Below are 23,622 nucleotides of genomic sequence, written 5' to 3' on the forward strand. Positions count from 1 at the left end.
GCGCGGGCTCAGCCGTGGAGGGGATTGAGGCGCCGCGCCGCCAGCCGCACCACCTCCAGCGGCAGCGCCGCCAGCCGGGCCACGGCCTTCGCCGCGTCCCCCAGTCCGCCCTTGAGCGTCTGGAGCTGCCGGCCCGCCTCGTCGAGCAGGTCCGGGAGCCGGCCACGAGGAGGCTGCTCGCGCGTGGGCGGCAGCGCGCCGATGGGCGTGGTGCTCCGGATGACGGGCTCCTCCGCCGCCTTGCGCTGCTGCGCCTTCTCACGCGAGGCGCGCTTCGTCGCGCGCTGCGCGGGCGCCGAGGTGCCGTGGGAGAACTTCCCGTCCGGATCCAGGCGGGCCAGCTCCTGGAGCTGCGCCTCCATCTGTCGGGCGTTGTAGAGGTCCTCCGTCTCCGCGAAGGACTTGCCGTAGTGCACTCCCTCGCGCGCCGCCAGTTCCTCTGGCTGCGCACGGGACTGCGCCAGGTGCGCCTTGTCCCGTCGACGCAGGCTGCGGCTCTGCTTCGGCAGCGTCTTCGGAACCTGGAAATGGTCGAAGCTATAGGGACGAGGCATCCGCGAATCTCCGAAAAGTAATTGGGTCCGAGCAGAAGCTAGGAAGCCTGGAGGCGCGCCGGTACGGCTTGACGCCACGACGTGCAGCCGGCTGCCTGCCCTCCAGCCCGTCGGGCCGCGATTCCGCGCCCCTGCGTCGCTCAAGTGCCGACAAATCCAGGCGCGTCCCGCTGGCCCGGTGAGCAGCCGACGAGGCAGTGTTCAGCAGGCGACCCGCCGGGCGCTCCCGGGCAGAGAAGCAGGCATCCGACGCGCGGATTTCTCACCCTGGGAAGAGTCCGGCCATCCGTGGTGTAAAGAACGCCCATGGCTCCGCACCCCGCCCGCTGGTTTCATTCCGCGCCATCCCACCTGCTGCTCGTGCTGCTCGCCCTCGGTGCGAAGGCCCAGGCCTCCGAGCCGACGCCCACGTCCGCGGCCCTCTCCTCCTCCGCGTCGACGACGGCCCAGGTCCAGCCGCTGCTGTCGCTCCAGCCCGGCTCGGCGCGTCCGGGAGACCCCGTCATCGTGACGGTGCGGGGCATGGCGGGGATGCCCACGGGCACGCTCGCGGGACGTCCGCTGCGCTTCTTCGCGTGGGGAGACGGCTTCCTCGCGGTGACGGGCCTGCCGGTGGAGCTGACGCCGGGCACCGCTCCCGTGCTCGTGGTGGGCCCCGGCTCGGCCGAGGGCGCGCCGCTGGAGCTCACGGGCACGCTGGACATCGTCGAGCCGGGCTACCCCTCGCGCGAGCTGAAGGTGTCGGGCAAGTACGTGGCGCCGCCTGCCTCCGTGAAGGCGCGCATGGCCGCGGACCGACGCGCCTTCGCCGCCGCCTTCGCGCAGCCGTTCAGCGCGCCCCACTTCGCCCAGAACTTCGCGTGGCCCCGGCAGGACCGCATCACCGCGCCCTTCGGCGACCGGCGCACGTTCAACGGCAAGCTGTCCAGCCAGCACTTCGGCGTGGACATCGACGGAGACCCGGGCGCGCCCGTGCTGGCCAGCAACGAGGGCACCGTGGTGATGGCGCGCGACAACTACTCCGCCGGCAAGACGGTGCTGGTGCACCACGGCGGAGACCTCTTCACCGCGTACTTCCACCTGTCGCGCATCCAGGTGAAGCAGGGCGACAAGCTCCAGCAGGGTCAGCAGCTGGGCCTGGTGGGCAGCACCGGCCGCGTCACCGGCCCCCACCTCCATTGGGGCGTGAAGGTGGACGGCATCTGGGTGGACGGCGAGTCGCTGCTGCGCCTGGACTTCTTCCCGCCCGCCCTCCCCGCCGTCGCCAGCGGGGAGACACGTCTGGGCACGCCCTGACGGCGCGCGGCTAGCGGTCGTTCCACTTCGGCGGGCGCTTCTCCAGGAAGGCGGAGACGCCCTCGCCCGCGTCGTCCGCGAGCACGTTGAGCGACAGCTGGGACGCGAGGAACTCCAGCGCGGCCGGCAGCGGCAGGTCCTCCGCGGTGAAGAAGGCCCGGCGCCCCAGCGCGAGCACCGCCTGGCTCTTGCCGGCGAGCTTCCCCGCCAGCGCCGCCACCGCCCCGTCCAGCTCCGCGGCGGGCACCACGCGGTTGACCAGCCCCAGCGCGAGCGCCTCGCGCGCGGGCAGCTTGTCCCCGGTCAGCACCAGCTCCAGCGCGCGCTTGCGGCCCACGTGACGCTGCAGGAGCGCCATCATCATCATCGGGAACAGGCCCACGTCGATCTCGGGCGTGCCGAAGTCCGCGCCCTCCACCGCCACGGCGAGGTCACACGCGAGCACCAGCCCCAGCCCGCCCGCCAGCGCGTGCCCGTTGACGCGCGCCACGGTGGGCTTGCGCGCCTCCTGGAACCGGGCCAGCAGCTTCCCGTAGGAGCGGCGGCCATCGTGCGTGGCGAGGAAGCCGCCGTCGCCGGCCATCTGCCCCAGATCCCCGCCCGCGCAGAAGACCTTCTCGCCCGCGCCGGTGAGCACCACCACGCGCACGGCGGGGTCCGCGTCCGCGCGGTCCAGCCCGTCCATCAGCGCCTTCACCACCGTGGGCGACAGGGCGTTGCGCGCCCGGGGCCGGTCGATGGTCAGGTGCGCTTGGGGACCTTGGACTTCGTAGCGGACTTCTCCGACGACTTCTCCGGCTTCCATGCAGGGGACTCCGCGCCTGGCGACGCGTCGGCCAGGACGCCGTGAAGGAAGGTTTCGGCGATCTGCGCCTTCGCGCGCTCCAAAGCCTGGGTGTCGCGCGCGTCGGCCAGCCCCGTGACGAAGGCCGTCAGCCCCATCTCGATGGCGCCGAAGAGCAGCGCGGACGACAGGAGCGGGTCCGTGTCCGAGCGCAGCTCCCCCGCCTCCTTCGCCCGGGTGAACAGCTCCGAGGACAGGCGGATGGCGTCCACGAAGGCCGTCTGCCGGTTGATGCGGGAGCCCGCGGGGCTGCGGGCAATCTCCAGGATGAGGACCTTCACCGCGCGCGGGTCCACCCGGTACGCCTCGAAGGCCACGTCCACCACGCCGCGCACCTTCTGCGCCAGCGCCCCCTCGCCCTCCACCACCGCGCGCACGCGCGTGACGAAGCCGCTCCAGCCCGTGTCGAACACGGTCTCCAGCAGCTCATCCTTGTTCTTGAAGTAGTGGTACACGAGGCCGTAGGCGACGCCGGCCTCCTTGGCCACGTCCGCGATGCGGCACCCGTGATAGCCCTTGCGGGCGAACACATCGATGGCCGCCCGCAGGATGGTCCGGCGGCGTTCGCTCTCGCGGTTGCCGTTGTCCGCCGCCGACTTGCTCTGGCCCACGACGTCCTCCACCGGCCGGTTGATTCTTCAATCAGCCGAGGTGGACCCTACGGACGTGGGCTCCCGGGGTCAATGGGTACTTCACCGGGAGCCCGCGTCCACCGCGTCTAGAGCACGGTGCCCGTCACGGTGGGGGCGACGACCTGGACCTTGTGGCCGTCGAGCTGGGCGGCCGTGTACGTGCAGACCGCGTCCGACTTCCAGGGGATGGGCTGGGGGAACGGCCCCGGCTGAGGCTCCTGGGAGACGTCGTGCTTGTCCTTGATGAGGTAGCGCACGACGGCGTACGACGGGTAGGTCAGCGGGATGGCGCCGGTGATGGCCGGCTCGATTTCAATCGGGCCCTCCGCGCCGGAGTTGCAGCCGTCACCCTGCGAGTTCTGGGCGATCATGTTGAACCACGGGTCCGCCACCAGGAACGTGGCGCTGGCCGAGCCGAAGTGGTCGATGGCGACGTTGGTGGCCGGAGGCGGCGGGGAGATCTGACGCACCGTGTCCGGACGGTCCAGCGAGTGCGGCACGCCGGTCCAGAGGATGCGCTCCTGCACCCAGATGAGCGTGCTGGTGTCGTGGACGCCGTTCTTGCCATCCCAGCGGCCGTTGCCGTTGGTGTCGACGAAGCGCTCGCCCGCGTCCCAGGTGCCGTTGTCGTTATTGTCGACGAAGGGCTCGGTCAGGTCCACGAAGGCCTCGCCCGTGTCCCACTGGCCGTTGTTGTTGTCGTCGCTGAAGGCCTCCTCGCCGGAGGTGACGGCGATGAGCGAGACCAGGTTGTCGCGCGGGTTGTTGATCTTGTTGGGGCGGATGGGGTCGGCACGCTGGGGCTCCGGCCGGTTCGACTGCGGCTGCGGCGGGGTGCCGTGCGCGGCCAGCGGGTTCTGCTCCCACAGGAAGGGCTGCATCCACAGCGGCGCCAGATACTCACCCGTGTGGGTGGCGTCGTTGGTGGGGTTCCAGGTGAACTCACCCGGGTCCACGTCCTGCGGCAGGGGCAGCGAGGTCTTGTAGAGCACCTGCGCGTTGCCCACGACGTCCGTGAGAGACGTGGCGGTGGGGCCGATGGTGCCGGCCTCCGTCAGGAAGGACACCTGGGCGCCCTCGATGCCGTCGCCGTTGCGATCACCCACGTGGGCGATGCAGTTCACCTTCACGCCGGCGATGAGCGAGCGGGCCTCGTCCCACGCGCCGATGGCGTGGTGCAGACCGGAGGCCTCACCGGACCACGAACCACACTGGAAGGTGAGCTGGCGGGAGCTCGAGTTGGTGCCGGCGAAGCTGATGACCGGGGAGATGACCGACTTGGCCTCCGCTCCCTCACCCGCCGAGGCGACCACCACCACGGAGGTGACACGGCCTCCCGTGGCCGTCACCTGCATGGACACGATGCCGTCCCCGGGGTTGGTCGTCCCCTCGGCCGGCGACAGTTGGACCCCCGGCACCTCCGACTGCAGTGAGAACCGCACCTGCGTGCCGGCCTGCGGCATGCCACGCGAGTCCACCGCCCGGAAACGCAGGGTGGTGATCTCACCCAGACGCGGCCTGGCCGGATTCTGATCCACGAATTCAAGCGTGGCGGGAGCTGGCGAGGAACACGCCAACAACACCATGCTCGTGAGGGCCATCCACGAGGCAAGACCCGGACGCATCAGCGAAGACTCCTTGGACGAAGAAGGAAGCACGCTGTGCGCACGCGGCGCACAGCGCATTTCCGCCATCTTCCCGGTCTACCTACCGTCCAGTCAAGGACAGGACAGGAGGACCGAGGGGCCCCTTGCGTCCGGCCAGGGACCCCGAGGGGTGGGATTCAGGCGATGGTGCCGCTGAACATCACCCGGGCGACCCCGAGCAGGCGGTCCACGTCCCGTGCGGTGAGGCCCCGGGCGCGCGCGAAGTCAGACAGGGGACGCAGCAGGTCCTCCGTCTGGGCAAGGGTCTGCTCCGTTCCCGTGAACAACTCTCCCAGGCTGACGCCAAGGGCGTTGGCCAGGGCGGCGAGGGTCTCCACATGAGGGACACGCTCGCCGCGTTCGATCATGGAAAGGAAGGAGACGCTGATCTGAGCCCGCTCCGCGAGCTCTTCCTGCGTCCACCGCTCCGGCCTCTGCGTACGAAGCTCGCGGATGCGCTGGCCGATTCGTTTTCCGAGGTCCGACACGAAATACTTCTCCTGGCTGCTTGGGGGTTGTGGAACCACCATTCACCTTCGGTGATTCCTAGCCGCCCGAACCGAACGATCCCAACCCAGTGACGCTGAAATTCACACCGGAAAATTCCAGTCCGATATCACGTCTGAGGGTCACCACCCCTTCAATGCGCCAGCAATTACACGCTGGCCCATATGACACGCCCAGTGTCTGCTGGGCGAAGGGCTTCAACGCCTCTTGGTTTGTTGGATCCTGGTAGAGGGGCTGCACCAGGGCTTCGTACCGCACCCCGAGGCCAAATCCGAGCGTCAAACGCGTACCCGCGATGAGAGCCTGGGCCCGCTCGGCCGTGGGGAGGCCGGGCGTTTCTCGGGATACGCTGCCTACCAGGGCATCCAGGGGGCGGCGGATGGAATCCGGGCCCAGGGCGTTGGGGATTTCACCCCGGTCGATGGCCGCCTGGGCGGTGGTGAGGATGTCGTCGTAGCGCGCGTAGAGCGCCTGGCCCTTGCCGTTGTCGATGTTGAAGTCGCCGGTGATCTGGGTGACGCGCCCCGAGTTGGGGTCGAAGCGAACCATCCCACCGGCGGTGAGCATTCCCAGGCTCGTCGTCAGGCGCGCGAAGGTGTCACGGAGGACCGGCTCGGGATCTCCGAGCTTGTTCGCGGCGGGTGCGTAACGCGTCAGGTCGAACCCCTGGCCGATGCGCAGCCGCAGCGGCTCGCGGTAAGCGTTGCCCACCTTGACGCGCAGCGTCTGGTCCACGGCGAAGACGCCCTGGAGGAAGCCCCGCGTGCGGCCATCCAGGTCCAGGGGCACGGCGGCGTCGACCTCGTCGTAGGGCTGGGCGAACCCAGGCCCCCGCTGCGCGCCCGCGGACGGCACGTGGCCCCAGCCGCCCGGCACGTAGCGCAGCTCCAGCGAGGGCGCGAAGGAGTGCCGGTAGCGGTTCTTCTCCCCGTCCCACGTGCGCGTGAGCTGGGTGTCCACGAGCAGGCCCGCGATGGGGTAGCCGCGCTGCCACGTCCTGCCCGAGTACTCGCCGGCCCAGACGTCCTGGCGCACGCCCAGCGACGGCGTCACCCGCGCCACGTCGCCCAGGGGGATGGACGTGGCGAGCCGGGAGGTGAGGTCGATGCGATCTCTCGCCTCGCGGTCTCGTGTGTCGAAGAGGCCGTTGCCCTGCCCCGGGTCCACCGGGTACGTCGGGTCCGTGTAGTGGTAGCCCAGCGGGAGGTAGATGCCATCGCGGCGGAAGATGCCGTCGACGCCCTCGTCCCCGAACCCGCCCGTCATGGGGGCCAGGCGGGTGAACTCGGCGCGCAGCCCTCCGACGATGCCGCCGAACAGGGGGCGCTCCGGCAGCGCGTAGACGACGCCGGGCAGGCGCTGGAAGGTCACCGGCGAGGGCAGGTCCGGCCGCAGCGGGTCCACCTGGGACGGCACGCGGTTGTCCTGGAAGAAGCGATAGGGCCAGCGGATGTCCTGGCGCAGGGACACATCCAGACCCGCGTACGAGTCCTCCTGGCGGCGGAACACGGTGGCGGTGCTGCGCAGGTAGTCGAGGCCCTGGAGGATGACGTCGGCGGTGAGGTCGCGCGTGTAGTTGCCGTCCGACACGAACGACGCGTCCACCCGGTCGTACCAACCGGAGCCCAGGTCCTGGAAGTGCTGCCAGGACGCCTCGCCGCGCCAGCCCCGGGGCACGTCGACGTAGGTATAGGCGTCGGGCGCTCCTTCTGGGTACAGGTAGAAGTCACCAGTCCGAGGGTCTCGCAGAGGGCGGGAGTCGTGCAGCACGCCGAGCGACACCCGGCCTCGGGCCGTCTCGCTGGGCACATAACGGAACTCCGTGCGCAACCGCGGGCCCTTCACGCCAAACAGCCGAGGCTCCTGGGTTTCGAACCTGGCGCCCTCCGGCCCCCGCAGCACCGTCTGGTCCGACGAGCCGAAGAAGTAGCCCGGGGTGAAGGTCATGTCGTAGCTGCGCCCCAACGTGAGGAAGAACGGCTGCTCGAGGCTGAAGCCGCTCTGCCCCGAGAAGTTCGGGTTGGGGATGAGGAAGCCCGTGCGGCGCTCGGCCAGGGGCAGGTACACCCAGGGCAGCGCGAAGATGGGGACGGACTCCACGTACACCACGGGCCACGACAGGGTGGCGCGCTCGCCGAGGATGACGTTGGCGGACCGGGCCTCCATGCGCCAGGTGGGCTCCCCCGGGCCGCACTCGCACGGGGTGAAGGCCAGGTCGTCCACGGTGAAGGCGTTGGGCCCGGTGCGGCGGATGCGGGTGCCGCTGAGGATGATGGGCGTCTCGCCCATGGAGCGCAGCTCCTCGGGCGTCTTCGCCGCGAGCATCGCCTCCTGGGTGACGCCCTTCTTCTGCATGAAGAGGCCGCCCTGGAGCGTGGCCTCGAAGGAGCGGATGTCCACCCTGACGTCATCCGCGACGGCCGCCATGCCGCCGGGGCCCACGAACATGACGTTGCCGGTGGCGGTGGCCACCTGGTTCGCCTCGTCGTAGGTCACCTCGTCCGAGCGCAGCAGCATCTCGCCGGTGCGCAGCTCGCAGTGGCCGCGCGCGGTGAGGACCTGCTTGTCGGCCTCGTAGGTGAGGAAGTCGGCGGCCAGCTCCACCGTCTCGCCGGAGGGGAGCTGGACCTGGGTGGCGAGCGGAATCTGCGCCGAGGAGACCAGCAGCGCGGCGGCGAGCGGAACGAGGAGGCTCATTCAGGGGTGCAAGGTATGCCGCGCCACGGCCGCGCGGGGGCCCTTATCACCGAGCGGTGCGCTGAAAATCCAACGAAATGACGTTCCCGTCCTGCTGAGCCTGCACCGGAGCCTGCTGCCGCAGCTGCACGGTGACGCGCACGTTGCGGCCTTCCGCGTCCGCGTCAACCCGGGTGACGGGCGAGTTGAAGTAGGACGTGTCCAGCGGCCGGGTGTTGTTGCTCAGGTCGATGCGGCTGTTCTCCAGCTCCAGCACCACCGCGTTGCCCGTCTCGCTCACGCTGTAGCGCACCGGCTCGTTGGTCCGGATGAAGACGCGCGACACCCCACCCTGCTGCTGGAAGCCCACCAGCGTCATCGTCTTGCGACGCGAGGACACCTCGGCCGAACCGCCGCTCGACACCTCGCGGCGCTCCCGGGGCTGGGCCATGGCGACGCGCTCCTGCTGGCGGCGCTCTCGCTCGGCGCGGGCCTCCTCCTCGCGCTGACGGCGGGCCTCGGCGGCCTCCTCCTTCGCGGCCTGGGCGGCGGCGCGCTTCTCCTCGGCGGCCGTCTTCGCTGCGGCGCGAGCGTCCTCTTGTTGACGCTTCTTCTCGTCGGCGGCGGCCTGGGCGGTGGCGCGGCGCTCATCGGCGGCGGCCTCGGCGGCGGCACGGGCCTCCTCCTCCTGGCGCTTCCTGTCGTCGGCGGCGGCCTTCGCGGAGGCCTGGGCCTCGGCCTCCTGGCGCTTCCTGTCGTCGGCGGCGGCCTGGGCGGCGCGCTGCTCCTCCTCGCGCTGGGCCGCGGCGCGGGCCTCGGCCTCCTGCTGGCGCTGGCGCTCGGCGTCGGCGTCCTGCTGAGCGCGGGCCGTGGCCTCGGCGGCGGCCTTCTCCTGGGCCTGGCGCTCGGCCTCGGCGCGAGCGGCGGCCTCGGCGGCGGCCTTCTCCTGGGCCTGGCGCTCGGCCTCGGCGCGAGCGGCGGCCTCGGCGGCGGAGCCATCCGTAGCGGGCTGGGCGGCGGGCTGGGTGGGCGCGGCCTGGGCCACGGCCTGACCCGCGCCTCCGACGACCTTGATGACGAGCTGGCTGTCGGTGGCCTGGATGTCGGTCTCCACCTCGCGCTCGAAGCCGATGAGCACGCGGGCGATGGCGGAGTCATCCGAGCCGTAGCTGGCGGTGCGGATGCCCGTCACCGTGCCATTGCCCACCTGCGTCTCCTCGGGGACGCCGTTGAAGACGGCCTCCGCGATGTCGATGACGAGCCGGGGCGGGTCGGTCATCGTGAAGGTGGTGAAGTTCGCCTTCTTCGAGCCGGAGATGGTCACCGTCCCGCCATTCACCTGCACGCTGGTGATGGTGTTCAGGTTCGCCGCCGGAGCCTGCGCGAGCGCCATGCAAGGCACGAGCACCACACCGAGCAGCCACACCGCTGAGGCCTTCATCGACCACTCCCCTTCACGTTGACAGTGGGCTCGGATGCTAACACGCGCCCATCACCCTCCAACTTTCCAGCCACACCGCCGCGCGAAGGGCTAGCGCAGGCGAGGCAGGGACGGCGCGCGGTTGCGGTGCGTGCGCGCGTACTCGATGAGGTTCTTGATGTCGTAGCAGATCTGCCGGATGTCGTGCCCCATCGTCAGCTCGATGTGGCTGTTGCCCTTGACCGGCCGCCACAGCAGGTACTCGCTCTTGGCCGCGCGGTACACGCTCCGGGTGGACTCCACCGAGGCGAGCGGATCCATGTCCCCGAAGATGATGGCCATGGGGATGTGGATCTTCTCGAAGCCGCGCTTGAAGTCGTAGCCGGTGCGGTAGCAGACCATCTCCCCGCGGCGGATCCACCGGGCGAACTGCTCGATGACCTTGCGAGGCTCGCGCTCGCCGCCCTCGCGCAGGAGCCACCGGATGTCGTCGGCGCCCACGCGCTCCGGGTTGATGAGCCGGTTGAGCCGCGTGGTGAGCTGTTGATACAGCGGCGAGTCCTCCGCCTTGCCAATCTGCCGCTCGACGAACTTGAGGATGAGGTCCACGGGCACCGCGTCGAAGCGCAGCTTGCGGCGCTCCTCCGGCACCAGCTTGCGGCCCAGCTTCGCGTTGAACGCGCCCACGCCGCGCGACAGGAGCTTCTTGCCCAGGCCGTTGACGTCCCCGCCCAGGTTCACCCCCGCGAGCGTCATGTCGATCATCCCCGCGAGCATGGGCGCGCCGTGCGCGAGCATGCGCAGCGCCATGAAGCCCCGCCCCAGGTCCGCGGGCGAGCCGATGGTGATGAGGCCCTCGAAGTCGTCGTGGATGCCCGTGTAGCCGTAGCCCAGCATCCCGCCCATGGAGTGGCCGCAGTAGAAGATGCGCTCGCGGCGGGTGATGCGCTTGACGCCCGACACGGCGGCCGGCAGGTCGTAGAGGAAATAGCTGTCCAGGTCCCAGCCGTAGTCCAGGTCCGGCGGCAGCGGGCGCTTGAAGCGCTCGGCGCGCTCCTTCTGGAAGGCGATGGAGCTCTTGCCGTGGCCGCGCAGCTCCAGGATGTGGATGTCCACGCCGAAGAAGAGCAGGTTCTTGACGAACTGGCCGCTCGTCCACGTGTGACGGTTCTGCGAGAAGCCATGCACCAGCAGCAGCGGCTCGCCGAACAGCGGCTGGGCGAACGGTTGCTTCACCGGACGGTAGCGCGTGATGACCAGCGACCAGCCGTCCGCCGTCTCCACCACGTACTTCGTCTTCGTGTAAAGCGCCCGGAAGTCGACTTCGTCGATGGACGGGATGGCGGGTCCCGTGGTGGTCGCGGCTCTCCAGTCCGGCAGGCGCATGCCTTGAATCTACGGCGGCTGATGCAACGCGCCAAGGATTCCCCCTCGGCCCGTGTGTCTTGCCCGTCCTGGACGCAAGGCCCATCCTGGAAGGTCACCCGCTGCAGGCGGGCCTCGGCGCGCCCTGCCCCGCTGCCCCAGGTCCCTGTCGGGAAGGTGGCGTGAACCGACCCCTCAGGGAGTCCCCAGTCGCGCCCGCACCATGCCCACCAGGAACAGCGAGCCGGTGCACAGCACCAGTCCCTCCGGGCCCGCGCGCCGCCGGGCCTCCGCGAGCGCCGCGTCCACGTCCGGCCAGGCGGTGACGTCCGGCACCAGGGCGCGCGCCTCGTCGAGATAGGCCGTGGGTGGAAGCGAGCGGGACGTCTCCAGGGGCGTCAGCTGCACGGAGGCACACGCGGGGAAGAGGGCCCGCATCATCGGCCCCCGATCCTTGTCCGCCACCACGCCGAAGACACAGTGGACCGGGCGCCCCGTGTACAGCGCGCGCAGGGACGCGAGCAGCACCTCCACCCCCGCCGGGTTGTGAGCGCCATCCAGGAGCACGACCGGTCGCTCGCCCACCTCCTCCAGCCGTCCAGGCCAGCGCGCCGAGCCGAGCCCCACCTTCGCCTCCTCGCTCGAGACCGCCACGCCACGCGAGGACAGGCTCTCCAGGCAGGCCAGCGCCACCGCCGCGTTCTGGACCTGATGGGGGCCTCGAAGCGACACACGCAGCCGCTCCAGCCGCCACGCCACGCCCTGGTACGTGAGGCTCCCATCAGGCTGCCGCCGCGCCTCGAAGTCCCGCCCCTCCACGACGAGGGGCACGCCGAGCACCCGCGCGCGGGCCTCGATGGCCTCCAGCGCCTCGGGGGCCTGCCGGGCGACGACGCAGGGCACGCCGGGCTTGAGGATTCCGGCCTTCTCGCCGGCGATCGCGGCCAGGGTCTTGCCCAGGTACTCCATGTGGTCGAACGAGACGGGGGTGATGGCCGTCACGGTGGAGGGCGCGGCGGTGGTCGCGTCCAGCCGGCCGCCCAGCCCCGTCTCCAACACGACGACGTCCACGCCCACGCGCGCGAAGTGCCACAGCGCCACGACGGTGCCGAACTCGAAGTACGTCATCGGCTCGGCGACGGCGGACGGGTAGCGCTCCAGCACGTCGAGGATGGCGCGGCCGAAGTCCTCGTCGGAGATGTCCTCGCCGCCCACGCGGATGCGCTCGTTGACGCGCACCAGGTGCGGGGACGTGTAGAGGCCCACGCGGTGGCCCGCGGCCTGGAGCGCGGTGGCGGCGAAGGCGCAGGTGCTGCCCTTGCCGTTGGTGCCGGCGACGTGCAGCACCGGATAGCGGCGCTCGGGGTGGCCCAGGGCCTCGAGCGCCTCGCTCACCCGCTCCAGCCCCAGCTTGATGCCGGAGGGGTTGAGCCGCGAGAGGAAGGCGAGTGCTTCCTCCGGTGTCCTGGGCGCGCTCATGAGGGATGCCGATGAGCGCGCGGGCTCAGCCCAGCAGGCCGAGGATCTGCCCCAGCCGGGCGCGCAGGTCCTTGCGGTTGACGATGTTGTCGATCATCCCGTGCTCCAGCAGGAACTCCGAGCGCTGGAAGCCCTCGGGCAGCTTCTGGCGGATGGTCTGCTCGATGACGCGCGGACCGGCGAAGCCGATGAGCGCCTTGGGCTCGGCGAGGATGACGTCCCCCAGCCAGGAGAACGAGGCCGCCACGCCGCCCGTCGTCGGGTGCAGCAGCACGGAGATGTAGGGCTTGTTACCCGTGCGGAAGCGGGCGATGGCCGCGGAGGTCTTCGCCATCTGCATCAGCGAGAAGATGCCCTCCTGCATGCGCGCGCCGCCGGACGCCGAGAAGATGAGCGCGGAGCACTTCAGGTCATGCGCGCGCTCGAAGGTCCTCGCCACCTTCTCGCCCACCACCGAGCCCATGGAGCCGCCCATGAACTCGAAGACGAACGCGCCCACGGACACCGGGTGCCCGCCGATGCGGCCCACGCCGGAGATGAACGCGTCGTTCTCCTCCAGGCTCTTGCGCGTGGTCTTCAGCCGGTCCTTGTACTTCTTCGAGTCACTGAACCCGAGCGGGTCCTGCGGCTCCAGCTCCTTGTCGAACTCCTCGAAGCTGTCCGGATCCAACAGCGTCGCCAGCCGCGCGCGCGCGTTCCAGGGGTGGTGGTGGTCGCAGTGCGGACACACCATCCAGTTCTTCTCCAGCTCCTGCCGGTAGATGATTTCGTCGCAGCTCTCGCACTTGGCCCACAGGCCCTCCATGCGAGACGGTCCGGGCTCGGGCTGCTGCTGGGTGTCGACGGCGATGCGCGGCTTCTTCGAAAACCAGGCCATGAGAACGGCGGGGGTTAATCCGCCCGTCCCCGCCCGTCAACCGTTCCGTGTGGCGCGATGCGTCGCCGCCCGGGGGACGGGCTAGAACTCGAACACGTCGTTGAGCTCCAGCACCTCCACCGGCATGCTCGCCAGTTCCTTCTTGAGCTGGGCCACGAAGGCCGGCTTGAGGTGGTAGAGCATCACCGAGGCCCCGTTGCGCTCGAACTTGCGCAGCTCCAGCCCCAGGGTGTGGGGCGTCAGGTGGCCGGAGATGTCGGCCAGCGACTGGAGGGCGTTGGGGAAGGAGGTCTCCAGGAGGAGGGCCTTGAGGTTCTTCGTCTCGTTCAGGGCCTTCCAGAGCTTGTCGGTGGGCCCGGTGTCCCCGCTCATGGCGAGCGTGCTCTTGCCGTTGGAGATGATGAAGCCGCAGGACTCCACGGGGTGGCTCACCGGGACGCTGCGCACGGTGTAGGGCCCCACCTGGAAGGTGCCGCCGGCGCGGAAGGTCTGGATGCGCAGGACGGGGTTGGCCTTGGTCGGGATGCGGGTGAAGTCCGGCCAGAGGGCGTTGTTGAACATGTTCTCGCGCAGGGCCTTGGCGCACTCGCGAGAGGCGTGGATGGTGACGGGCTTGTCCCGGCGACCGATGACCAGGTCCGCCATCAGCGGCAGGTCCTTCACGTGGTCGAAGTGGCTGTGGCCCACGAGCACGTGGTCCACCCGGCACAGCTCGTCCAACGAGAGCGTCCCCGTCAGGGCGCCCGCATCGAGCGCCAGCACGTCATCGACGAGGAAGCACGTGCTCTTGCACGTGGGGAGCTCGCCACCGTGGCAGCCGAGGACGCGGAGCTTCACGCTAGAGGTCTCCGAACTTCCACTTCATCTCCAGGTATTGGAGGAAGTCGTGGAGTCTGGCCGTGTCATACACGGTGACTCGGTCACCACTGCGTGAGATGAGGCCCGCGCGGACCAGCCGCTCCAGCACGTTGCGCACCGCGGGCTCGCCCACGCCAATCTGGCGGGGCATCTCGCGGACGACGAAGTCGATGTCCGTCCCCGTCCCCTCATCGGAGGGACGGCCGCGCGACTGGGTGGTCTGGATGAGCTGGTGCACCACCCGGCTGGCCGGATCATTGTGCAGCAGGTTCTCGATCTGGGCGTCCGCCTCCGACAGGCGCTCGGCCAGCTTCTTGATCATCCGGACGGCGATCTCGGCGTTGCCGCGGATCATCGCCTCGAACGTCTTGGGGTCGATGACCAGCAGCCGGGCGTCCTCGTTGACCACCGCGGACGCGTTGCGGGGCTTGTTGGAGATGATGGCCATCTCCCCGAAGAACTCACCGGGCCCCAGCACGGCCAGGACCTTCTCCACGTCGCGCACGCGCTTGGAGATGGAGACCTTGCCCGCCTGGATGACGAACATCTCCCGGCCCGCCTCTCCCTCACGGAAGAGTTCGGTGCCCTTTGGGAATTCCTTGCCGAAACGTTGAAAGAGGGTTTCCTCGGCGCCCATCCTGCGAGGAGTCAATCAGCCCCTCCCCCCCTGGTCAAATTACCTTTTGTACGGACCGGTGGGACACACCGTGCGTCCGGGCTCGCCGCAAACCCGACACCGGGGTTTCGGAGTCCGAGACAACGGACGTCGGGGCCGATAGAAGGCCGCCCGTGGGAACGACCTACAAAGACTCCGGAGTGGACATCGAGGCCGGCGACGCGTTTGTCGACCGAATCAAGCCCTACGCCGCGCGCACGATGCGTCCGGAGGTCGTCGCGGGAGTCGGCGGCTTCGGGGGGCTGTTCGCGCTGCCGCCCGGCAAGTACCGCGAGCCGGTGCTGGTGGCGGGCACGGACGGGGTGGGCACCAAGCTGAAGGTGGCCTTCGCCGCGGGCCGGCACGGCACGGTGGGCATCGACCTGGTGGCGATGTCGGTGAACGACATCCTCACGTGCGGCGCGGAGCCGCTGTTCTTCCTGGACTACTTCGCCACGGGCCGCCTGGAGGTGGACGCGGCGGCGGAGGTGGTGAAGGGAATCGCCCAGGGCTGCGAGCAGGCCGGGTGCACGCTGCTCGGCGGCGAGACGGCGGAGATGCCGGGCTTCTACGCGCGGGGCGAGTACGACCTGGCGGGCTTCTGCGTCGGCGTGGTGGAGCGCTCGGCCATCATCGACGGCAAGAGCGTGAAGCCCGGGGACGCGCTCATCGGGTTGACGTCGTCGGGGCTGCACAGCAACGGCTACTCGCTGGCGCGCAAGGTGCTGCTGGAGAACGCGAAGCTCGCGCTGGACGCGACGCCCGAGGGGCTGGGCCGCTCGTTGGGTGACGCGCTGCTGGAGCCCACGCGCATCTACGTGAAGGACGCGCTGGCGCTGACGCAGGCGGTGAAGGTGAAGGGCATGGCGCACATCACCGGCAGCGGCATTCCGGGCAACCTGCCCCGGTGCCTGCCGGACGGGACGCGCGCGGTGCTGAGCGAGAAGTCCTGGGTGAAGCCGCCCATCTTCGACCTCATCGCGAAGCTGGGGAGCGTGGCGCGCGACGAGATGTTCAGCACGTTCAACATGGGCCTGGGCCTCATCGTGGTGGTGGCGCAGGAGGACGTGGCGCAGGCGCTCGAGGTGCTGCGCGCGCGGGGCGTGGAGGCGTCCGAGGTGGGCCGGGTGGAGGCGGGCTCGGGCGAGGCCACGGCGGTCATCGAGCCATGAGCACGGCGCGGGTCCGGCTGGGCGTGCTCGTCAGCGGCGGCGGGAGCAACCTGCAGGCGTTGCTCGACGCGTGCGCGCGCGAGGACTTCCCGGCCGAGGTGGCCTGCGTGGTGTCGAACGTGCCCACGGCCCATGCGCTGGAGCGGGCGCGGGCCGCGGGCGTCCCGGCGGTGGTGGTGGACCACAAGGCGCATGCGAGCAAGGCCGCGTTCGAGGCGGCGATTCTCGAGGCGCTGGGCGCGGCGGGCGTGCAGTGGGTGTGCCTGGCGGGGTTCATGCGGCTGCTCAGCGCGGACTTCCTGGGGCGGTTCGCCGGGAGGGTGCTGAACATCCACCCTTCCCTGCTGCCGTCGTTCCCCGGGCTGCATGCTCAGCGGCAGGCGCTGGAGCGGGGCGTGAAGGTGGCCGGGTGCACGGTGCACTTCGTGGACGCGGGCACGGACACGGGGCCCATCATCGGACAGGCCGCGGTGCCGGTGCTGCCGGACGATGACGAGAAGAGCCTGAGCGCGCGCATCCTCGTCGAGGAGCATCGGCTGTATCCGTTGGCCGTGCGGCTCGCGGTGACGGGCCAGGTGACGCTGGATGGGGTGAGGACGCGGGTGGCCGCGGCGCCGACCATGGGCGAGCTGGCCCTGCGCAGCCCTGGGGCGACGAAGTGAAGCGTGAGGACGCGCGGGCCGGTACGCGCCTCGCTGCCTCGGTGGATGGTGACGCCGACGGTCCGCGCCAGGAACAGACGGACGGGGGCGGCGTGGCCCACTCCGCGAGCGCGGGCTGTCACGAACGTGCACGCGAGGTTCCGTCCCAGGAAGCGCGCCGCGCGGCCCTTCGCGAGGCCCCCGTGGTGATGGTGAGCGCGTGCCTCCTGGGCGAAGCGTGCCGCTACGACGGCCGCTCGCAGCGCTCGGAGCGAGTGCTCGCGGCCCTCGAGGGCAAGGCGGTCGTGCCCATCTGTCCCGAGGTCGCCTCGGGGCTCCCCATCCCTCGTCCTCCCGTCGACCTGCGAGGCGGCACGGGCGTCGACGTCTGGGCGGGACAGGCTCGCGCGGTGGAACGCGAGGCGCGAACGGACCGCACCGAGGACTTCCAGCGGGGAGCCCAGCTCGCGCTCGAGGCCGCGCGACGCTTCGACGTGACGGTCGCGCTGCTCAAGGAGAAGAGCCCCTCCTGCGGGAGCCAGCGCGTCTACGAGTCCGGAGTGCTGCGCTCGGGAGAAGGCATCACCACGGCCCTGCTTCGCGCCGAGGACATCACCGTCGTCAGCGACGAAGAGCTGTAGCCAGCAACCTCCGGAGGGCACCCACCGGCTTCACTGGCGAGGCTCGCGCCACCGAAGCCCGGCTGCGAGCCCTCACATCGCCTGAAGAGGCGCGGCTGTCGGCTCCGTGCGCGCATCCCGACGCCGAGACTGGCCCAGCGGGTCCGCGCCACCGACGTCGGCAACGAGGCCCTCTCGTTCGCCGCCGCCAGGCATCACGGCCCCCATTCACGAGGAGCATGCCACGCGCCTCAATCCTGCGCCTTGAGCACCTCGAGCAGCCGGGTCAACAGCCCGTGCAGCTCCCGCGTCTCCTCCGCGCCCAGGCGCTTCGCCACGCGCCGGTCGATCTCCACCAGCTTCGTCGTCCCGTGCCGCATGGCCGCGATGCCCTTCTCCGTCAGGAGGACCCGCCTCGCGCGGGCGTCATCAGGGTCCGGTTCAATCCGCACCGCGCCGAACTCCGCGAGCTCCGCGATGACGGGCTGCACCGCCTGCTTCGTCACCCCCAGGCTGCGCGCGAGTTCGGTGATTCGCACGCCGTCCGGATTCTCCAGGTACGGGAGGATGCGCGCGTGCACCTCGCGCATCATGGGATAGCCGGCCTCGCTGTTGACCGCCTGCATCCCCAACTCGTTGAACAACTGCCCACATCGGATGAGCACGTAACCCAGGCTGCTGGCCTGAAGCTTCTTCACGTCCTCGAGCGCGTCCTTCCTCTTCATCCAGTCAAGTGTACTTGACTTTATTGGTCAAGAACCATTGACTATCTGCCATGCAAGTTCCCGCATGGGTCGACCGAGAGGCGTTTCCCTTCAGCGTGCGTGAGGTGGCAGGACTGTCCGTGGTGGACGTGGGCCAGGGGCCGCCCATCGTCTTCGTGCACGGAACGCCCACCTGGTCCTTCGAGTGGCGCGCGCTCATCCGCGTCTGCTCCGCCACGCACCGCTGCATCGCGGTGGACCACCTGGGCTTCGGCCTGTCGCCCCGACCTCCGGACGCGGACTACTCGCCCGAGGCCCACGCGCGCCGCTTCGCCGCGCTCATCGAGGCGCTGAACCTGCCCCGCTTCACCCTGGTGGCACACGACTTCGGCGGCCCCATCTCGCTCGACTTCGCGCTCTCCCATCCGGAGCGCATCGAGCGCGTGGTGCTCATCAACACCATCGCCTGGCCCTTCATCGACGAGCCCTCGCTCGCCCGGGGCGCGCGAATGGCAGGGGGCGGGCTCTTCCGCTGGCTGTACCGGAACCTGAACCTGTCCTTCATCATCGCCAAGTCGGCCTGGGGCAAGGGCCCGCGTCCCGCGAAGGTGTGGAACCAGTACACCTCCGCGTTCCCGGACGCCGACTCACGCGAGCGCGTGCTCTGGGCCCTCGCCAAGAGCCTCAGCGCCTCCACGCCCTTCTTCCAGTCCCTCTGGGAGCGGCGTGAGCGGTTCGCGAAGACGCCCATCCACTTCATCTGGGGCCTGCGTGACGCGGCCTTCCCGCCCGTGGTCCTGGAGCGGTTCCGGAAGGCCTGGCCTCACGCCACCGTGGACACGCTCCCTGACGCGGGCCACTGGCCCCACGAGGAGTCGCCGGAGGCCTGCATCGACTTCCTGAAGCAGGCCCTGAAGCGGGCTTGAGCCCTCAGCTCCGCGACAGCACCAGCTCATCCCCCTCCGAGGACGCGAAGCACGCCTCCACGTCCGCCTCGGAGACGTCGCCCAGCGTTCCCGGGTGCCAGCGCGGCTTGTGGTCCTTGTCCACCAGCACCGCGCGGATGCCCTCGCGGAAGTCGGCCCGCGCCGTCATGGCCTGGCTCAGCCGGTACTCCACCGACAGCATCTCGTCATAGTCGCGCGTGCGGCCCATGCGCAGCTGACGCAGCGTCACCTTCAGGCTCGTGGGGCACATGCGCACGAGCGTGGCCCACGTCTCCTGCGCCCACGCCGTCCCTTCCGCCTCCAGCGCCTGCTGGATGTCCTCCACCCGCTCCGCCGCGAAGCACCGGTCCATCGCCACGTGCTGCGTCCCCAGCACCGACGTCCCCGCGTCCGCGTGGAAGCCCTTCAGCACCCGCTCCACCACCGCGCTCGCCAGGCCCTCGCCCCACTCGGCGCCCACCAGCGCCTCCAGCACCGTCTCCAGCCGCGCCGACTCCACGAAGTGTGTCCCGTAGCCGAGCCACATCGCGTCCGCCGCGCCGCACCGCGCGCCCGTCAGGCCCAGGTACGTCCCCGACTCGCCCGGGAAGCGCGGCAGGAACCAGCCTCCGCCCACGTCCGGGAACAGGCCAATCCCCGTCTCCGGCATCGCCAGCACCAGCTTCTCGGTGACGACGCGGTACACCCCATGGATGGACAGGCCCAGCCCGCCACCCATGCAGATTCCGTCCACGAGCGAGATGTACGGCTTGCCGAAGTGGTGGATGAGGTGGTTCAGCGTGTACTCGGCGCGGAAGAACTCCCGCGACAATCGCTCCGCGCCGGCCGGTCGGGGCTCCGCCTGGGAAGCCGCCACGGCGCGCACGTCCCCACCCGCGCAGAAGGCCCGCCCGCCCGCTCCCCGGACGACCACGGCCTTCACCGCGGGGTCCGCACGCCAGGCCTCCAGCTGGGGCAGCAGCCGCCGGCACATCTCCAGATTCAACGCATTGAGCGCCTTGGGCCGGTCCAACGTCACCACCCCCACCGCGCCTCGCATCTCTGTCCGCACGCCGTCGCTCATGTGAGGCCCGAATATCAGTCCTCCCGAGCAGGCGCGCACGATTCGGCCGCTCGCGGGTCCCCAGCCGCGCTATGGGTGGGAAACCATGACACCTTCCGACGCGCCCCTCCGAGCCGCCGTCTTCGACATGGACGGCACCCTCGTCGACAACATGGTGTTCCACAACCAGGCGTGGGTGGCGCTCGCGCGCAAGCTCGGCCTGTCGCTCACCGCCGAGGACTTCCAGACGCGCTTCGCGGGCCGGAAGAACGAAGAAATCCTCCCCGAGCTCCTCGGCCGCGCCCTGGACGCGGAGGAGCTCCAGCGCCTGGCCGACGAGAAGGAGGGCCACTACCGCACCCTCTACCGGCCCCACCTGCGGCTGCACCGCGGCGCGGAGGCGCTCCTGTCCCGACTGCGCGCGGCGGGCATCCCCATGGCCATCGCCACCGCCGCGCCGGAGGGCAACCGCGCGCTGGTCATCGACGGCCTGGGCCTGCGCCCCGTCTTCCAGCGCATCGTCGGCGCCGAGGAGGTCTCCCGGGGCAAGCCCTTCCCGGACATCTTCCTGGCCGCCGCGCGCGGGCTGGGCGTGGACCCTTCCGAGTGCCTCGCCTTCGAGGACGCCATCCTCGGCGTCATGTCCGCCCGGGACGCGGGCATGCCGGTGGTGGGCATCACCACCACGACGACGGCCGTCCAGCTGCGCCAGGCCGGCGCCCAGTGGACGCTCCCGGACTTCACCACCTTCCCGCCCGAGCTGGAGGCCCGCCTCTTCGGCGCGGGAGGCTGAGGGCTCCGAGCACCCACCCTCTTGCCTCGTCAAAAGGGAGCCAGCCGGGGGGACGTTGTGTAGTGTTGCGCGCCGCATGACGTCCGCAGCCAAACTCAAGCTTCCCTCGGGCCCGTCGCGGCACGTGTACGACGTCATCGTGCTGGGCAGCCAGCTCGGTGGCGCGCTCGCCGCGGCGCTGCTGGCCAAGCGCAGCCACCGCGTCCTCTGGGTCGAGCACGACGGCATGGGCCCGGGCTACGAGCACGGCGGCTACGTGCTCCCCTACGCGCCCTTCGTCGCGCCCCCGCTCAAGGCCATGCCCGCGGTGGAGGAGGCCCTCACCGAGCTGGGCCTCACCACCACCGTGCAGCGCGCGCTGCGCCCCCACACGCCCGAGCTCCAGCTGGTCCTGCCCAGGAACCGCATGGACCTGCACGCCGACGCCGCCCGCCGCAAGGCCGAGGTGACGCGCGAGCTGGGCGAAGAGGGCGAGGCGCTCCTGGGCGCCCTGGCCGGCACCACCGCCCAGCACGAGGCGAGCGACGCCTTCTTCAAGGCCCAGCCCGCCCTGCCCCCGGACGGGTTCTTCGAGGGCTGGGGGCTCAAGAAGCTCATCAAGGCCCACCCCGGCCTGGAGAGCGCGCCCCGGCTGACCTCGGACACCCCCGCGGCCGCGTTGCTCCGCGGGCTGCGCCCCTTCATCAACCACCTGGACAAGCCCGAGTCGCCCCTGGCGCTCACCCGGCCCCTGTCCCAGGTGCTGTCGGCCCCCTCCTCCTTCCAGGGCGGCCACGACGGCCTGCGAGAGCTGCTCACGCGGCGCCTGGCGGAGCTGGGCGGAGACGTGCTCGGCCGCGACAGCCCCTCGGGCTTCATCGTCGATGAGCTGTCCTTCGACGGCAGCAAGTTCGCGGGCGTGAAGCTGGTGCGCTCGGACACGCTCTACCGCGCCTCCTGCCTCGTCGCCGCCACCGACTCCGGCGCGCTGCGCAGGCTGGTGACGGACAAGAAGCACCACCGCGGCCTGCTCGAGCACCTGGACCAGTCCACCACGAAGTCCCTGCTCTTCACCGTCAACTGGGTGGTGCCCGAGTCCGCGCTCCCCCGGGGCATGGGGGAGCTGACGCTCGTGGACACGCAGGACGCGGAGCTGGGCCCCATGCTGCTGCAGCTCCACCCGGCGCGCACCACCGCCTCGGGCGGCAAGGAGGGCAAGGACGTGGAGGGCGTGCGCGTGGTCTGCGCCGGCGTCTTCGTCCCCGCGTCCGCGCGGGAGCTGGGCGACGAGCACCTGCAGGGGCTGGCCGTGCGCATCGACGGGCAGCTCGACGCGCTGATGCCCTTCACCGCGCCCCATCGCCTGCTTCGCTCGGTCCCCTACCTGGACGCCAGCGGCTCCCGCGGGACGCGGCTGATGCCCCATCCCCTCTACAGCTTCGAGTCGGAAGCCTTCCTGGGCGTCACCGGTTTGCCCCAGCGCACCCCGGTGAAGAACCTGCTGCTCGCGGGCCGCGAGGTGCTCCCGGGCCTGGGCCTGGAGGGCGAGCTGCTCGCGGGCGTCCGGGCCGCCAGGCTCGTTCAGGACATGTTGAAGAAGAAGGATCCGCTCAAGGGCTGATCCAAAACGGCTGAAAGGCTGGATTTCCAAGCGGCTTTCTGGCAGGTTCCGCCGCTCTTTAATCGGCAGGCGTCCAACGCCCCAGTTTTCAAGGAGTTAGAGGTCATGGCGTGGAAGTGTGACATCTGTGGCAAGCGTCCGCTCGTCGGCAACAACGTCAGCCACGCGAACAACAAGACCAAGAAGCGGACCCTCCCGAACCTCCAGAAGATTCGGGCCAGCGTCGAGGGTCGCACGGAGCGCGTTCTGGCCTGCACCCGCTGCATCAAAGCGGGCAAGGTGACCAAGGCAGCTTGAAGTCTGGCGCTCGGGGGTGGGTTCCTCTCGCGCTTCATTCACGAAACTCCCTCCCACCGAGCGGCTTCACCCCCGCGCGGACGGCCTGGATCTGCTTTCTCTCGGGTCGGTCGTCCGCCGGTTACATGACGAGGACGTTGTCGCCGTCCGTGCGGTTCGCCCCGCGCTGCCCGCTGTCGCCCAAGCCGCGACGGCCGTGGTCGCCGCGTTGCGGGCGGGCGGACGGCTCCTCTACATCGGCGCGGGCACGAGTGGACGTCTCGGCGTCCTCGACGCCAGCGAGTGTCCTCCGACCTTCGGCAGCGCCCCCACCCAGGTCCAGGCCCGCATCGCGGGTGGACGCCGGGCGATGACGCATGCCGTGGAGGGCGCCGAGGACGACGTCGAGGCGGGCGTCCGGGACGTGGCGGACTTCGCCGCGAGCCCCCGGGATGTCGTCTGCGGCATCTCCGCGAGTGCTTCCACTCCCTATGTCCGCGGCGCGCTGCGCGAGGCGAAGCGGCGAGGTGCCCACACGGTGCTGGTGTGCTGCAACCCGCCTGGCACTCGCGCGGACGTGGACACGCTGGTGCTGGCGCGCACGGGGCCGGAGCTGGTGGCGGGCTCCACGCGGCTGAAGGCCGGCACGGCGACGAAGCTCCTCCTGAATGCCATCACCACCGCGGCCTTCGTGGCGCTGGGCCGGGTGTACCGGGGCCGGATGGTGGGCATGCGCCCCGTCAACGCGAAGCTGCGGGCCCGCGCCGCGCGCATGGTGGCCGAGCTGACCGGGCTTCCCGGCGAGGACGCGGAGGCGCTGCTCGCGAAGGCCCGGGGCGAGGTGCGGGTCGCGGTGGCCATGGCCTTCACGGGCCTGGGCGCCCGGGAGGCCCGGAAGCGTCTGGAGGAGAACGGCTTGCGCGCGCTCGGCCGCTCCGGACGTAAGGGCGAGCACGCATCGGCCGCCCGCCCGCCCGCTCCCCGAAAGCGGCGTGTGGGGACCGGGCCTTAGACTTGG

At 70.5% G+C, this 23,622-nt stretch carries 23 protein-coding genes; 9 read left to right on the forward strand and 14 right to left on the reverse strand.

Features of this window, described 5'->3' with window-relative positions:
- Nucleotides 1-8: 8 nt before the first annotated feature.
- A complete protein-coding gene (locus OWM54_RS04355; protein ID WP_267696695.1) occupies nucleotides 9-554 on the reverse strand; it encodes a hypothetical protein in 546 nt (181 codons plus the stop codon).
- A gap of 306 nt (nucleotides 555-860) precedes the next feature.
- Between OWM54_RS04355 and OWM54_RS04360 the strand changes: the two genes are divergently transcribed.
- Nucleotides 861-1,850: a M23 family metallopeptidase gene (locus OWM54_RS04360; RefSeq protein ID WP_223746814.1), complete on the forward strand. Its 990-nt coding sequence runs from the start codon at nucleotides 861-863 to the stop codon at nucleotides 1,848-1,850.
- A 10-nt stretch (nucleotides 1,851-1,860) separates the two neighbouring features.
- Here OWM54_RS04360 and OWM54_RS04365 read toward each other — a convergent pair whose 3' ends face one another.
- From OWM54_RS04365 to OWM54_RS04415, 11 genes are all read right to left on the reverse strand, one after another.
- Complete coding sequence (locus OWM54_RS04365) at nucleotides 1,861-2,655, reverse strand: enoyl-CoA hydratase/isomerase family protein (RefSeq protein WP_141329842.1); 795 nt, start codon at nucleotides 2,653-2,655, stop codon at nucleotides 1,861-1,863.
- Nucleotides 2,592-3,305, reverse strand: coding sequence for a TetR/AcrR family transcriptional regulator (locus OWM54_RS04370; RefSeq protein WP_223746813.1), 714 nt, complete (start codon nucleotides 3,303-3,305; stop codon nucleotides 2,592-2,594). The genes OWM54_RS04365 and OWM54_RS04370 overlap by 64 nt, the downstream gene beginning before the upstream one ends.
- A 107-nt stretch (nucleotides 3,306-3,412) precedes the next feature.
- Nucleotides 3,413-4,864, reverse strand: coding sequence for a hypothetical protein (locus OWM54_RS04375; protein ID WP_228557133.1), 1,452 nt, complete (start codon nucleotides 4,862-4,864; stop codon nucleotides 3,413-3,415).
- Between the two features lie 245 nt (nucleotides 4,865-5,109).
- Nucleotides 5,110-5,460 (reverse strand): helix-turn-helix domain-containing protein, encoded by a 351-nt coding sequence (locus OWM54_RS04380; RefSeq protein WP_141329836.1) that lies wholly within the window; start codon nucleotides 5,458-5,460, stop codon nucleotides 5,110-5,112.
- Nucleotides 5,461-5,518: 58 nt separating this feature from the next.
- Entirely contained in the window at nucleotides 5,519-8,176 is a 2,658-nt protein-coding gene (locus tag OWM54_RS04385; protein WP_267696696.1) for an LPS-assembly protein LptD, read from the reverse strand.
- Between the two features lie 46 nt (nucleotides 8,177-8,222).
- Nucleotides 8,223-9,596, reverse strand: a complete 1,374-nt coding sequence (locus OWM54_RS04390) for an AMIN domain-containing protein (protein ID WP_267696697.1) — start codon at nucleotides 9,594-9,596, stop codon at nucleotides 8,223-8,225.
- Between the two features lie 90 nt (nucleotides 9,597-9,686).
- Nucleotides 9,687-10,961, reverse strand: coding sequence for an alpha/beta hydrolase (locus OWM54_RS04395; RefSeq protein WP_141329830.1), 1,275 nt, complete (start codon nucleotides 10,959-10,961; stop codon nucleotides 9,687-9,689).
- A gap of 174 nt (nucleotides 10,962-11,135) precedes the next feature.
- The gene (locus tag OWM54_RS04400) at nucleotides 11,136-12,419 is read right to left on the reverse strand and encodes a bifunctional folylpolyglutamate synthase/dihydrofolate synthase (RefSeq protein WP_267696698.1); all 1,284 of its coding nucleotides are present in this window, start codon (nucleotides 12,417-12,419) and stop codon (nucleotides 11,136-11,138) included.
- A 25-nt stretch (nucleotides 12,420-12,444) separates the two neighbouring features.
- Nucleotides 12,445-13,296, reverse strand: coding sequence for an acetyl-CoA carboxylase, carboxyltransferase subunit beta (accD, locus tag OWM54_RS04405; RefSeq protein ID WP_223746808.1), 852 nt, complete (start codon nucleotides 13,294-13,296; stop codon nucleotides 12,445-12,447).
- Between the two features lie 81 nt (nucleotides 13,297-13,377).
- Nucleotides 13,378-14,133, reverse strand: a complete 756-nt coding sequence (locus tag OWM54_RS04410) for an MBL fold metallo-hydrolase (protein WP_141329826.1) — start codon at nucleotides 14,131-14,133, stop codon at nucleotides 13,378-13,380.
- A 1-nt stretch (nucleotide 14,134) separates the two neighbouring features.
- Nucleotides 14,135-14,791 carry a Crp/Fnr family transcriptional regulator gene (locus OWM54_RS04415; protein ID WP_267701091.1) on the reverse strand — a complete coding sequence of 219 codons (657 nt, stop codon included), beginning with the start codon at nucleotides 14,789-14,791 and terminating at the stop codon, nucleotides 14,135-14,137.
- Between the two features lie 152 nt (nucleotides 14,792-14,943).
- Here OWM54_RS04415 and purM point away from each other — a divergent pair, with 152 nt between their 5' ends.
- Genes purM through OWM54_RS04430 form a run of 3 tightly spaced genes read left to right on the forward strand, consistent with a single transcriptional unit; the run spans nucleotide 14,944 to nucleotide 17,263 of the window.
- Nucleotides 14,944-15,981 (forward strand): phosphoribosylformylglycinamidine cyclo-ligase, encoded by a 1,038-nt coding sequence (gene purM, locus OWM54_RS04420; RefSeq protein ID WP_267696699.1) that lies wholly within the window; start codon nucleotides 14,944-14,946, stop codon nucleotides 15,979-15,981.
- On the forward strand, nucleotides 15,978-16,643 hold the full coding sequence (gene purN / locus OWM54_RS04425) for a phosphoribosylglycinamide formyltransferase (RefSeq protein WP_267696700.1): 666 nt from the start codon (nucleotides 15,978-15,980) through the stop codon (nucleotides 16,641-16,643). Before purM ends, purN begins: the two co-directional genes overlap by 4 nt.
- Entirely contained in the window at nucleotides 16,640-17,263 is a 624-nt protein-coding gene (locus tag OWM54_RS04430; protein ID WP_223782978.1) for a DUF523 domain-containing protein, read from the forward strand. Before purN ends, OWM54_RS04430 begins: the two co-directional genes overlap by 4 nt.
- Before the next feature lie 230 nt (nucleotides 17,264-17,493).
- Here OWM54_RS04430 and OWM54_RS04435 read toward each other — a convergent pair whose 3' ends face one another.
- Nucleotides 17,494-17,967, reverse strand: coding sequence for a MarR family winged helix-turn-helix transcriptional regulator (locus tag OWM54_RS04435; protein WP_223746804.1), 474 nt, complete (start codon nucleotides 17,965-17,967; stop codon nucleotides 17,494-17,496).
- A 95-nt stretch (nucleotides 17,968-18,062) separates the two neighbouring features.
- On the opposite strand from OWM54_RS04435, the gene OWM54_RS04440 reads away from it, so the two are divergent.
- Nucleotides 18,063-18,872: an alpha/beta fold hydrolase gene (locus tag OWM54_RS04440; protein WP_267696701.1), complete on the forward strand. Its 810-nt coding sequence runs from the start codon at nucleotides 18,063-18,065 to the stop codon at nucleotides 18,870-18,872.
- A gap of 4 nt (nucleotides 18,873-18,876) precedes the next feature.
- On the opposite strand, the gene OWM54_RS04445 is transcribed toward OWM54_RS04440, so the two are convergent.
- Nucleotides 18,877-19,956, reverse strand: a complete 1,080-nt coding sequence (locus tag OWM54_RS04445) for an enoyl-CoA hydratase/isomerase family protein (RefSeq protein ID WP_267696702.1) — start codon at nucleotides 19,954-19,956, stop codon at nucleotides 18,877-18,879.
- Nucleotides 19,957-20,041: 85 nt separating this feature from the next.
- Between OWM54_RS04445 and OWM54_RS04450 the strand changes: the two genes are divergently transcribed.
- From OWM54_RS04450 to OWM54_RS04465, 4 genes are all read left to right on the forward strand, one after another.
- Nucleotides 20,042-20,728 (forward strand): HAD family hydrolase, encoded by a 687-nt coding sequence (locus tag OWM54_RS04450; RefSeq protein ID WP_267696703.1) that lies wholly within the window; start codon nucleotides 20,042-20,044, stop codon nucleotides 20,726-20,728.
- Nucleotides 20,729-20,804: 76 nt separating this feature from the next.
- Nucleotides 20,805-22,328: an NAD(P)-binding protein gene (locus OWM54_RS04455; RefSeq protein ID WP_267696704.1), complete on the forward strand. Its 1,524-nt coding sequence runs from the start codon at nucleotides 20,805-20,807 to the stop codon at nucleotides 22,326-22,328.
- A gap of 105 nt (nucleotides 22,329-22,433) precedes the next feature.
- Nucleotides 22,434-22,625: a 50S ribosomal protein L28 gene (gene rpmB, locus OWM54_RS04460; RefSeq protein WP_043403428.1), complete on the forward strand. Its 192-nt coding sequence runs from the start codon at nucleotides 22,434-22,436 to the stop codon at nucleotides 22,623-22,625.
- 16 nt (nucleotides 22,626-22,641) lie between these two features.
- Nucleotides 22,642-23,616 carry an N-acetylmuramic acid 6-phosphate etherase gene (locus OWM54_RS04465; protein WP_267696705.1) on the forward strand — a complete coding sequence of 325 codons (975 nt, stop codon included), beginning with the start codon at nucleotides 22,642-22,644 and terminating at the stop codon, nucleotides 23,614-23,616.
- The last annotated feature ends 6 nt before the right edge of the window (nucleotides 23,617-23,622 follow it).

This window comes from Myxococcus sp. MISCRS1 (genome assembly GCF_026626605.1).
GTDB classification, from domain to species: Bacteria; Myxococcota; Myxococcia; order Myxococcales; family Myxococcaceae; genus Myxococcus; species Myxococcus fulvus.